7 protein-coding genes are annotated in these 12,052 nt (G+C 64.9%); 5 read left to right on the top strand and 2 right to left on the bottom strand.

Features of this window, described 5'->3' with window-relative positions:
• Positions 1 to 120 precede the first annotated feature (120 nt).
• Complete coding sequence (locus JAO73_RS06905) at positions 121 to 1,725, top strand: hypothetical protein (RefSeq protein WP_198976360.1); 1,605 nt, start codon at positions 121 to 123, stop codon at positions 1,723 to 1,725.
• Between the two features lie 81 nt (positions 1,726 to 1,806).
• Here JAO73_RS06905 and JAO73_RS23335 read toward each other — a convergent pair whose 3' ends face one another.
• Positions 1,807 to 3,852, bottom strand: coding sequence for a T9SS type A sorting domain-containing protein (locus JAO73_RS23335; protein ID WP_198976359.1), 2,046 nt, complete (start codon positions 3,850 to 3,852; stop codon positions 1,807 to 1,809).
• Between the two features lie 542 nt (positions 3,853 to 4,394).
• Here JAO73_RS23335 and JAO73_RS06895 point away from each other — a divergent pair.
• Positions 4,395 to 5,756: a sigma-54-dependent transcriptional regulator gene (locus JAO73_RS06895; protein ID WP_198976358.1), complete on the top strand. Its 1,362-nt coding sequence runs from the start codon at positions 4,395 to 4,397 to the stop codon at positions 5,754 to 5,756.
• Between the two features lie 66 nt (positions 5,757 to 5,822).
• Positions 5,823 to 8,705 carry a PAS domain S-box protein gene (locus JAO73_RS06890; protein ID WP_198976357.1) on the top strand — a complete coding sequence of 961 codons (2,883 nt, stop codon included), beginning with the start codon at positions 5,823 to 5,825 and terminating at the stop codon, positions 8,703 to 8,705.
• Positions 8,706 to 9,000: 295 nt separating this feature from the next.
• On the opposite strand, the gene JAO73_RS06885 is transcribed toward JAO73_RS06890, so the two are convergent.
• Positions 9,001 to 9,354: a T9SS type A sorting domain-containing protein gene (locus JAO73_RS06885; protein ID WP_198976356.1), complete on the bottom strand. Its 354-nt coding sequence runs from the start codon at positions 9,352 to 9,354 to the stop codon at positions 9,001 to 9,003.
• A 207-nt stretch (positions 9,355 to 9,561) separates the two neighbouring features.
• Between JAO73_RS06885 and JAO73_RS06880 the strand changes: the two genes are divergently transcribed.
• Both JAO73_RS06880 and JAO73_RS06875 read left to right on the top strand, forming a co-directional pair.
• Positions 9,562 to 10,680 carry an NAD(P)/FAD-dependent oxidoreductase gene (locus JAO73_RS06880; RefSeq protein WP_198976355.1) on the top strand — a complete coding sequence of 373 codons (1,119 nt, stop codon included), beginning with the start codon at positions 9,562 to 9,564 and terminating at the stop codon, positions 10,678 to 10,680.
• Between the two features lie 153 nt (positions 10,681 to 10,833).
• Positions 10,834 to 12,048, top strand: a complete 1,215-nt coding sequence (locus JAO73_RS06875; RefSeq protein ID WP_198976354.1) for a type III polyketide synthase — start codon at positions 10,834 to 10,836, stop codon at positions 12,046 to 12,048.
• The last annotated feature ends 4 nt before the right edge of the window (positions 12,049 to 12,052 follow it).

Raw genomic sequence — 12,052 nt, 5'->3', positions numbered from 1 at the left:
TTGAGAATATCAATCCTGTATTATTGCAAACTAATAACGTTGAGGTGCCAGCCCATTGCGCTGGGGGCGGCCCCGCAGTACTTCATTCTTTCACCCTTTTTCCTCTTTCACATGCATACAATGCTACGTTTCTCCTGGGCTCTGGCCCTCATTGGGCTGCTGTGGGCCCGGCCGGCGGCCGCCAGCCACATGCAGGGCGGCGACCTCACCTACGCCGCGCTGGGCAACAACCGCTACCTCGTCACGCTGCACATCTACCGCGACTGTTCCGGCATCACGCTGTCGCCCTTCACGCTGGAATGCCGCTCGGGCGGCTGCAACACCGCGGCCACCGTCACGGCGCCGTTTGTGCAGGTGGGGCCCGGGGTGGCGGCCCGGCAGTATTGCGCCACTCTAAGCGGCGTGTGCAACAGCACCATCACCAACACCGAAGCCTTCACCTACACCGCCACCGTGACCCTGCCGCCGGCCGCGCGCTGGGTGTTGAGCACCGCTCAGAACGCCCGCCCTGCTACCGCCAACATCGCCAACCCCGGCGACCTCTACTTTGAGGCCACACTGAGCAACCTCGTGCCCGTGCCCGGCACCACCGGCCTGGCCATTGCCAACAACTCGCCGGTGAGCAGCGTGCAGCCGGCCTTCTTTGTGCCGGTGCACCGCCTTTCCACCCTCAGCAACAACGCCTTCGACCCCGACGGCGACTCGCTGGTGTATTCGCTTGAAACGCCCCTGGAGGCTTGCAACACGCCCATCACGTTCAATCCCTACCCGGCCTCTACGGCTACTGTGCTCAGCAGCAACCCCTTGTGCGTGTATCAACCCATGCCCATCGCCATGTATAGCGCCACGCTGCCCATTGCGGTGGACATGGACACGGTGGGTACCTGCCCGCAAAAATCCGGCGTAAACCCCCGCTTCCGCTTCGACGCCCGCACGGGCTCCATCAGCCTGCAGCCCAGCATCTACAACAGCACGGCGCTCCCAGCCACCGGCGTCAACAAATACGCGGCGGCCGTAAAAATCAGCGAATACCGGCGCCTCAACGGCAGCTATGTGCTCATTGGCACCACGCGCCGCGAACTGTACTTCATGGTGTACGATTGCGGGACCAACCTACTGCCCGTGGTGAGCCCGCTGCTCACGGTGCAAAACGGCACCCGCACCACCACGCAGACGCTGAGCCAGGTTATCCCGGCCCTCGCCGGCGAGCCGGTTTCGGTACTGATAACGGCCACCGACCGCAACGCCGGCCAAACCCTCGCCCTCACCCTGGATTACAATGCGATGCCCGGCACCACGCTGCAAAACCTCGGCAACGGCCAGGCCCGCCTCACGTTCACCCCGCCGCTGAACACCACGCCCGGCCTGTACCGCGTGGCCGTGACGGCCGAAGACGACGCCTGCCCCATCAAAGGCAGCGAGACGCAGTTGCTCACCTTCCGGGTGTCAGCCAGCGGGCCGCTGGCCAGCCGCGCAAGCGCCGCGCCGCACATCGCCGCATACCCCACTCCTTTCACCCAGGAGGTGCGCTTCCAGCTGAGCACGCCCGGTGCCCAAACCCTCACCATCTGCGACCAGTTGGGCCGCGCCGTGGCCACCGTGCGCAGCCAGCCCGACGGTTCGGTGCGCTGGCAGCCCGCCGCCGAACTGCCCGCCGGCCTCTACTTGGCCCGCCCTGCCGATGGAGGCCCGGCCGTGCGCCTGCTCCGCAGCGCTGCGCAATAGCGTGCAGCATTGCTTGTTAAAATTCAAAAGCCCTGCCGATTCGTATCGGCAGGGCTTTTTTTGCAGAAAGGTCAGGTGTGATTAGCGAGCCCCGACTACCAGGCGCTGGGTGGCCAACGCTTGGCCGGCTGCGCCGCGCAGCACCACGTGGTAGAGGCCGGGCGCGAGGGCCGGCAGGGCCACGTTGGCGGCGGCATTGGGCACGGCCACTTGGCCCACCAACTGGCCTAGCTGCGAGTAAGCCTGCACCACGCCGCCCGTTTCGGGTAGGTTGGGGCAATGCACCAGCACGGCGCGGGCATCGGCAGCGGGGTTGGGATATACTTCAAGCTGCGGGGCCGCAGCGGCCGATTTGCCCACGGCCACCGACACGATGGAGGACAGCGTGCTGCTGCCGTCGTAGTCTACCTGGCGCAGGCGGTAGTACACCACGGCCACGCCCTGGGCGCCGGCTTCGGCATCGCGCAACTTGTAGCTCAGGCTGCGGGTGCTGCTGCCGGCAGCGGCCACCTGGCCCACGGCCGTAAACGGCACACCGACGCCGGTGGAACGCTCCACCACAAAGTGGCTGCTGTTTTTCTCCGCCGCCGTGGTCCATACTACCTCGGCGGTGTTGTTGGTCCACTTGGCGCCGAAGGACGTCAGCTGCACCGGCAGCGGCGTGATGATGGACGGGATACCGCCGGTTTTGTCGTCGGCGAAGGCGTAGTGAATGGGGAAGCTGGTGAGCGCCGAGGCGCCAGCCGAGGCGGTGATTTGCACCGACGCGAAGGGACGGGTGGTGAGGAAGGAAATTTCCTGGCGGCCGTCGGGCAGCAAGGTCAGTGAGAGCAAGGAGCTGCCCGAAGCGCTTTCGAGCACCTTACCGTCGGCGTCGTAAGTAGTCAGGGTCAGCTGGTCGAGCACGGCGACATCGAGCAGGCCGGAGCCGTTGCCCACTACCATGCCGGCGCGGTTGCCGGCGGCACCGGTGCCGTTCAGGGCCAGCTTCAGTTCAGCAGTCGTGAGCAGGCCGGTGGGAATGTTCATGGTGGCCACCGTGCTGGGGTCGTTGTCGGCCGCGCCTTGCGGGTTGGTCACGCCGCAGGGCCCGAGGACGCAGACGCCGGCGGTGCTGGTGGCATACTTGCCGGAGGTCTGGCCCACCGGAAAGTCCGATTGCACATGCGTGGTGCCCTCAAAGGCGCGGGGTTCGACGCCAAAACCATAATACAGCTTCAGGTCGTCGAGCACCGACACGAGGCCGATGCGCTCAATCTTTACCTCATCGAAAGGCAGCTTGGTGCGGAAGCTTACCTGGTATTTGCCGTCGGGCAGCGCGTGCAGTTCCAGCAGTTCGGCGCCGGTGGCGGTTTCGCCGGTGGGGAGGCCGTCGCGGTAGGTGCTCAGGCGCAGGCCCGACAAGATGCTCAGGTCCAGCAGGTCGTCGTTGCCAATCACGAAGCCGGCGTAATAGCCGCCCGGGGCGTCGAGGTTGCTGGCCAGCTTCACCGAGAGCGCCGCCGGGCACGACACGGTGGCCAGGCTGTTGAAGGTGGCATAGTTGGTCAGGTCATTGTCTACGGCCCGCTCGGGGTTGCTCACCCCGGCCCCCACGCAGGCGCTAATCACGCCCGCATTCGAAGTGCCCGCACCGTAGTATTGCGACAAGGCCGCGCCGCTGGCGTTAAACTGTGACATCACGCCCTTAGCCTGCGGCTGCACCAACGACGGCACAGCGTAGGCGTAGTGCACGTTGAGTTTGAACGACAACGAGGTCAGGCCCCCCACTTCAAGCTGCACGTGCGTAAACGGCGCCTTGGCCACAAACTCCAGTTGCGTGGGCCGCGTGCTGCCCAGCAGCAAGTCGTGCGCCACTTCGGCCGATACCAGCCACGATTCCTGCCATTGCGTGCCGTTATAAGTAGAGAGGGTAATCACGTTCACAAGGCTCAGATTGAGCGGGTTGGAAAACGTGGTGGCGTTGCTCACCACCACGCCGGCGCGGTCGCCGGCCGCACCGCCTGTCCCGCTCAGCCCCAGCCGAATGCCGGCCGTCGAGGCCACGCTCAGGAAAGTGTTGAGAACGGCGTAATTGGTGAGGTCCGCGTCGGCGGCAAACCCCGGGTTTTGCACTCCGCTTTCCACCCCCAGAAAAGTCCTTTGGTAAGGGGTGTAGTTTGAGTATACGTTGGAAGTCGAGTAAGCTGGCGACGGGGAAGCCAGCGCCGCGCCTGTGCCCAGTGATAAGACCAGGGCGGCCAGCAACCACGTCCGCAACCGGACCAACGATGTAGCAGTGGGAGTAAAGAATTGCATGATAGTCGTAGAAAATATTTGAAAGTTTGGCACCCTGCCGCTCCATTTCATGCAATTCCGCGGCCATCAAGCTGCTGCCGCACTCTCTGCCTAAGTATCAACTACATAGTTTTTTCGGCTTGCTTTTCGCCTGTCTCAATTTGGGATTTTGTTCCTAAAACTAGAATATAAGAAAAAATCATGTGCAATCCGGAGGCCATTTCACTTCGTATATGCCTCATTTTGTCAGTTATTTTAACAAGAATGTTAATTTCGGCTTATTTTTGCAATATAACTTTTCCAATGCCGTCCGTACAGGAAAGCTGCTGCTTTGCTTAAGTGCTTAGCCAGGCAGTAGCCAAGCCTCGCTTCTTTCACACTTTCTTTCTTCTATGATGCCTACTCTACCGTTTAAGATTTTTGTGGTGGAAGACAACGAGTGGTACGGCGAGCTGCTGGTGCACCGCCTGGGCCAGAACCCCAACCACAGCGTGCACCGCTTTGCTACGGCCAAGGCCTGCCTCGAGCAACTGGGAGAACAGCCCGATTTCATCACCCTCGACTATTCCCTGCCCGATGCCAAGGGCGAGCAAGTGCTGCGCCAGATAAAGGAGCGGCTGCCCGGCGTGGAGGTCATCGTCATTTCGGGGCAGGAAGACGTGGGCACGGCCGTGAGCATGCTCCGCCAAGGCGCTTACGACTACTTGGTGAAGGACGAAAACACCCTCGACCGCCTCTGGAACATTGTGGGCAAGGTGGAGCAGCAAGCCCGCCTGCGCCGCGAAAACAACCAGCTGCGCCGGCAAATAGGCGCGCGCTACGGCGCTGGGCAGCCCATTCTGGGCGAGCACCCCACCATGCAGCACGTGCAAACGCTCATTGCCAAAGCTGCCCGCACCACCATTACCGTGAGCGTAAGCGGCGAAACCGGCACCGGCAAGGAGCTGGTGGCCAAGGCCATTCACTTCCAATCGAGCCGGGCCACCTTGCCGTTCGTGGCCGTTAATATGGCGGCCATCCCGCGCGAGCTGGTGGAGAGCGAGCTGTTTGGTCACGAAAAAGGGGCCTTCACGGGGGCCGTGGCCCGCCGCGTGGGCCGCCTCGAAGAAGCCAACGGCGGCACCCTGTTTCTGGACGAAATCGCCGACCTGGACCTCAGCCTGCAGGCCAAGCTGCTGCGCGTGCTGCAGGAGCGGGAAGTGACGCGCGTGGGCGGCAACCAAGCCATCGCCTTCGATGTGCGCCTGATAGTGGCCACGCACCGCGACCTGCTGGCCGAAGTGCAGGCCGGCCGCTTCCGTGAAGACCTCTACTACCGCTTGCTGGGGCTGCCCATTGCGCTGCCGCCGCTGCGCCAGCGCGGCACCGACGTGCTGCTGCTGGCCGAGTCTTTTGTGCGCGACTTCTGCCAGGTGAACAACCTGCCGCCGCGCCAGCTCAGCGACGACGCCCGCGACCGGCTGCGCGCCCACCCTTTTCCCGGCAACGTGCGCGAGCTGAAGGCCGTGGTGGAACTGGCTGCGGTGCTGGCCGACGGCGACTTGATTGACGGCGACGACCTGCCCCTGCGCGCCGGGCGGGCCACCACCATCGGGCCCGGCAGCCAGCTCTCGCTGCGCGAGCAAACCACGGCCATCGTGCAAAGCTGCCTCGACGAAATGGACGGCGACGTACTGGCGGTGGCGGCGCGCCTGCACATCGGCAAGTCCACCATCTACCGCATGATTCAGCAACAGGAGCTGCGCGTGAGCTAGCCGACGGGCGCGCCGCCCGTATCGTACTTTGCTTTTCCGTTGGCCCCGTTTCCTTCTGCTATTCCGATGATGCGCCGCTCCCGTTCTCCTCGCCTGGCCCGCCGCACCCCGGTACCGGCCGCCCGGCGCGCGGCGGCGCGAGAAACCCATTCGGAGGGCCCACTTCGGCCGGTGCCCGAGGCGCCCCTCTTTGGCAATGGGCTGGCCGACAAGGTCCCGCTCATCCTGTTCAGCTACGATGCCCAGCGCCGCCGGCTGCTACACTGCAATCGCCACTGCGAAACCGTGCTCGGCTTCACGCCCCGCGACCTGGTGAGCCAGGGACACCTGCTGGGGCCCAACATGCTGCACCCCATTTCACTGGCTCGTGTGCAGAGCACCAACCTGAGCGTGCTGCTCGACCAAGACCGTGACCTGACCTGGGACTGCCGCGTGCGCCACCGCGACGGCGACTGGCGCTGGCTCCGCATCCGGGTGCGCGCCAGCGCTTGGTCGCCCGACGGGCAGGTGCGCGAGTTGATGGGCAGCGCCGAAGACGTGAGCCGCCACCGCGCCGCGGTGGAAGAGCTGCGCCATAACCGCCACCTGCTGCGCCAAGTGGTAGACTTGGTGCCCAACCTGATTTACATCTACGACCTGCGCCTGGAGCGCAACACCTACTCCAACCGCCGTATTGAGCTGGTGCTGGGCTACACCAGCGAAGAACTGCTGGCTTTCCCCGACGGCGCCCTGCTGCCCGGCCTGATGCCCCCCGAGGCCCAGCAGCGCCTGCGCGAGCACTGGGCCGCCGTGGCCCGCCTGCCCCAGGGCGAAGTGCTGACGCTCGAATTTGCCGCCCGCCACCGCAACGGCTCCCTGCGCTGGCTGCGCAGCAGCCACACGCCCTTTGCCCGCGATGCCGACGGCACCGTCACGAGCATTATTGGCGTGGCCGAAGACATCACCGACCGGCGCGCCACCGACGCCCACCGCCGCGCGGCCGGCGAGCGGCTGGCCGAGCAGCACCGCCTGTTCCGGCAGGTAATAGACGCCCTGCCCCACCCCATCTACCTCAAGGACGGGCACGGCAACTACCTGCTGGCCAACCGCGCTTTGGCCGCCCTGTATGGGCTGACGCCCGACGAGCTGGTGCGGTTTGGGGCGGCTGGCGTGCCCGCCGTGACCACCGCCGAGCTGGCCCGCTATCAGGAGCAAGACCGCCAGGTGCTGGCCACCGGCGAAGACCTCATCCTGGAGGAATCGTACACGTACCCGGACGGCACGGTGTCGTGGTTCAGCAGCGTGAAGCGCCTGTTTGAGCGCGCCGACGGCACGGCCCAGGTGCTGGGCGTCGACAGCGACATCAGCGAGCTGAAGCGCACGCAGCAGGCCCTGGAGCAGGCCATTGGCGAAGCCCAGGTAGATGCTCAGGCCAAGCAGGACTTTCTGGCCAACATGAGCCACGAAATTCGGACGCCGCTGCACGGCATTCTGGGCCTGACCGGGGTGTTGTCGAAAACCACGCTCAGCCGCAGCCAGCACGACTACCTGCGCCTGCTGGCCGAGTCGGCCGAGCACCTGCTGAACGTGCTGAACGACGTGCTAACCACCGCCCGCCTGGGCGCTGGCAAGCTGCGCGCCGAGCGCACGCCCTTCGACCCCGACGAGCTTCTGACCGGCTGCGCGGCGCTGCTGCGGCCCCGGGCCCGCGAAAAGGGCCTGCGCCTGCGCCTCGACAAGCCCGCTCACCTGCCCCAGGTGCTGGGCGACGCCCACCGGCTGCGCCAGGTGCTGCTCAACCTGGTCAGCAACGCCCTCAAGTTTACTGAGGAGGGGCAGGTGCGGCTGCGCTGCCGAACGGTGCCCGGCCCGAGCCTGCACGCCGCTCCCGTGGGCACCGTGTGGCTGCAATTCGCGGTGAGCGACACGGGCGTGGGCATAGCGCCCGAAACCCTGGAGAAAGTGTTTGAGCCCTTCACGCAGGCCACGGCCAGCACCGACCGCGAATACGGCGGCTCGGGCCTGGGGCTCAGCATTTCGGAGGGGTTGGTGCGCCTCATGGGCGGCACCTTGCGCGTGTGCAGCGAGCTGGGCCAGGGCAGCACCTTCGCCTTCACGCTGCCCTTTCAGCCGGTGCTGGCGGCAGCGCCCGAGCCAGCACCGGCCCCCGCCGCGCCGCCCGCCGAAACGGTGGCCGGCCGCATCCTGCTGGTGGAAGACAACATGGTGAACAGCCTGCTGGCCGAAACCGTGCTGCGCAACTGGGGCTGGCAGGTGACCACCGCCGCCAGCGGCCTGGCGGCCATTCAGCTGTTTGAGCACCGGCCCTTCGACCTCGTGCTCATGGACATTCAGATGCCGGGCATGGACGGCGAAACCGCCGCCCGCGCCCTGCGCGCCCACCCCGACGCCGCCCGGGCCGCCACGCCCATCATTGCCCTCACGGCCCGCGCCCAGGCCGGCGAGGCCGAGCGCCTCAAAGCCACGGGCTTTGCCGGCTACCTGGCCAAGCCCTACCGCGAAGAACAACTCCTCGAAACCATGCAGGAAGTGCTGGCCCGGCACCGCCCCGCTCCCGAACCTGCCTCACCTCATCAACCTCTATTTTCCATGCCCTCTGCAGCTCCCCTCTACGACTTGAGCAACGTGCGCCAGCTGGTGCGCCACGACGAAGCCATTGTGCGCCGCTTGGCCTGGGCGTTCATCGAAACCACGCCGGCCATCCTCACCGCCCTCGACGAGGCCCTGACCAAGCCCGACTGGGAAGCCGTGGGCGACGCCGCCCACCACCTCAAAAGTTCCCTCGACGGCCTGGGCGTGGAAAGCCTGCGCCAGGTCATCCGCGAGATAGAGGCCTACGGCGAAAATGCCCCCGAGCCGGCGGCAGCGGCCCAGAAAGTGGCCCAGGTGCGCGCCGTGACCGAAGAGGTGATGGCCGCGCTGCGCACCGAGTTTCCGGAGCAGACGTGAAGCAAAAGCCGAAATCTTATTGAAACCCGCTTCGGCGTTTCGGGGTTGAATACCTCAGCGGCGGCTCCCTGACCGGGCCGCCCATTTTCCACCCGAATTCACCTCAGCATCATGTTTATCTTCATGCTCGGCCTGTTGGTACTCACGGCCATTATGGCCTATAGCACCGTGAACAACGTGAAGGAGATGCTCGCCCCGGAACCGGTGCGGGTGAAATAGTCTCCTGTAGCCAGACACAAAAAAAGCAGCCTTACAGGCTGCTTTTTTTGTGTCTGGCTACAGAGCGAAGACCAGATTAGCGAATAACAAGCTTGCACATCTGGCTGGTGTTATCCGATTCGAGGCGCACGTAGTAGAGGCCGTTGGCGAATTTGCTCAGGTCGAGCATTTTGGTGTACCGGTCGTTCAGCTCCGTGAGCGTTTCGCGGTACATCACCGAGCCGATGACGTTTAGCACGCTCAACTCCACCTTTTTGCCCTGTAGGTTGTTGATGGTAAGGTGCACGATGCCGGTGCTGGGATTGGGGTACACCACCAGGGTTTTCTCGTCGTTGCCGGGTTTAGCGCCTTGCTGGCCGGGGCGGCTCAGCGCGGCGGCCGAGGCGGCGGGCAGGCGGAGTGCCGGAGCTAGGCCGAAGCACAAACACATACACAGCAATAGAGGTAGAAAGTAGCGTTGCATCATAGTAAACTTAAGGTGGGAAGGGAAGTGCGTGTGGTACTAGCGTAACGAAAAGGGGAAATTTTAGTTGACAAAGATACGGCGGCCAAATCTTTAGGGCCACGCGTATATACAGAAACCTCGATGAATTACGGTAATTTCGCTCTCATTGTTCTCATTTTACCGACCAATTAGGTGGATATTCTCTTGATTGGCGGCGGCTTAGCCGGTTTGGCGGCGGCCCTGGACCTGGCGGCCCGCGGCCACCGCGTGGCGGTGGTGGAACGCAAGCACTACCCCTTCCACAAGGTGTGCGGCGAGTACGTGAGCAACGAAGTCCTCCCCTACCTGCGCCGCCTTGGGGCCGACCCGGCCGCGTTGGCGCCGGCGGCCATCGGGCGGTTTGAGCTGTCGTCGCCGGGCGGACGAACGCTCACCGCGCCGCTCGATTTGGGCGGCTTTGGGGTGAGCCGCTATCGGCTCGACGACTTCCTCTACCAGAGAGCGCAAGCGCGCGGCGTCGAGTTTTACCTGAAAAGCACGGTGACCGACGTGGCCTACGACGCCGCCACCGACCAGCACCGTGTGGCCTTGGCCGATGGCCGCCAGCTCACGGCCCGCGTGGTGCTGGGCACCTACGGCAAGCGCGCCAACCTCGACCGGCAGCTGCAGCGCGGCTTTTTTGCGCAGCGCTCGCCCTACCTGGGAGTGAAGTATCACCTGCGCCTGCCCGGCTTTGCGCGCGATGTGATTGCGCTGCACAACTTTGCCGACGGTTACGCGGGCATCTCGGCCATCGAGGAGGACAAGCTGTGCTTCTGCTACCTCACCACCCGCGAAAACCTGCGCCGCCACGGCACCGTTCCGGCCATGGAAGCTGCGGTGCTGGCCCGCAACCCGCGCCTGCGCGAGATTCTGGACACGGCCGAGGTGCTGTATCCGCAGCCGGAAGTCATCAACGAAATTTCGTTTGCGCCCAAGCAGCCGGTGGAGCAGCACATCCTGATGGTGGGCGACGCGGCGGGCCTCATCACGCCGCTATGCGGCAACGGCATGGCCATGGCCCTGCACGGCGCGGCGCTGGCCGCGGCCGCGGCGCACGACTTTCTTACCCACACCACCACCCGCCCGGCCATGGAAGCGGCCTATGCCCGGGCCTGGCAGGCCCAGTTTGGGGGGCGGCTGCGGGTGGGTCGCGCCGTGCAGCGCCTGTTTGGCGGGCCGGTGCTGAGCGAGCTGGTGGTGGGCGGCCTGCGCCACTGGCCGGGCGCGGTGCAGGCGCTGATGCGGCGCACCCACGGCCAGGAATTTTAGGACCGGCCGCCCCACGCCAAAAAGTTATTAGCCCGATTTTGGCCCGGTCCGGCGCAAAACCGGTTGTTATCCCGTAAATAGGCGAGTCGATGCCGGGGCAGGGCCCGGGCGCCGGCCTTGCTCCTGCTCTTTCGCCCGTAATTCCTTTCCCGAATGCCGAGTTATTTAGGTGCCGTTGGCACGGCCAACCCCGTTCATCGCATTGCTCAGCCGCAGATTGCGGAATTTATGGCGCAGGCGCTGGGCTTTGGCGAAGCCGACACGCGCAAGCTGCGGGCGCTGTACCGCGTGTCGGGCATCGAGCACCGCTATTCGGTGCTGCCCGACTACGGCCGGGCCAACGGCGAGTACACCTTTTTCCCCAACACGCCCGACCTGGAGCCGTTCCCGAGCGTGGGCCAGCGCATGGCCGCTTACCGCCGCGAGGCACTGCCTTTGGCTATGGAAGCCGTGCGCAACTCCCTGGTTCAGGTACCCGATGTGGACTTGGGCAGCATTACCCACCTCGTCACGGTGAGCTGCACGGGCATGTACGCCCCGGGGCTGGACATTGAGCTGGTGCAGTCCCTCGGCCTGCGGCCCGACGTGCGCCGCACCTGCGTGAACTTCATGGGCTGCTATGCCGCCGTGAACGCCGTGAAGCTCGCCGATGCCTTTTGCCTGGCCGATGCCCAGGCCCGCGTGCTCATCGTGAGCGTGGAGCTGTGCACGCTGCACTTCCAAAAAAGCCCGGAGGAAGACCACTTGGTGAGCAACGCCCTGTTTGGCGACGGCGCGGCGGCCTGCTTGGTGCAGGCCCGGCCGCTGCCCAACGAGGCGCCCAGCCTGGCGCTGCAGGCCTTCCATTGCGGGCTGGAACCCGACGGGCACGACGACATGGCCTGGCACATCAACGACTTCGGCTTTGAGATGACGCTGAGCAGCTACGTGCCCAAACTCATTCAGCGCGGCATCCGCAGCCTGACCGACGGGCTGCTGAACAGCCTGCCCGTGCAGCTCGGCGACGTGCGGCACTTTGCCATCCATCCCGGCGGCCGCAAGATTCTCGAAACCATCGAAACCGAGCTGGGCCTGACGCGCGCCGACAACCGCCACGCCTACCGCGTGCTGCGCGACTACGGCAACATGTCGTCGGCCACGGTGCTGTTTGTGCTGCGCGACGTGCTGGCCCACGCCACGCCCGCCGACAACGGTGCGCCGGTGCTCAGCTTTGCCTTCGGGCCGGGCCTGACGATGGAGGCCATGCTGTTGCAGTTAACAGTTAGCAGTGAGCAGCTAGCAGCAGGCAGTGAGCAACTAGGCATTACGGCGCACCTGCCACAGGAAAAGATGAGCCGGGCAGCAAAACTGTTAACTACTAACTGCTAACTGT

Origin of the sequence: Hymenobacter miniatus, from assembly GCF_016427455.1 — a bacterium.
Lineage (GTDB): Bacteria > Bacteroidota > Bacteroidia > Cytophagales > Hymenobacteraceae > Hymenobacter > Hymenobacter armeniacus.
Note: the sequence above shows the minus strand (reverse complement) of the source record. Positions and strands in the feature narration are given on the sequence as shown.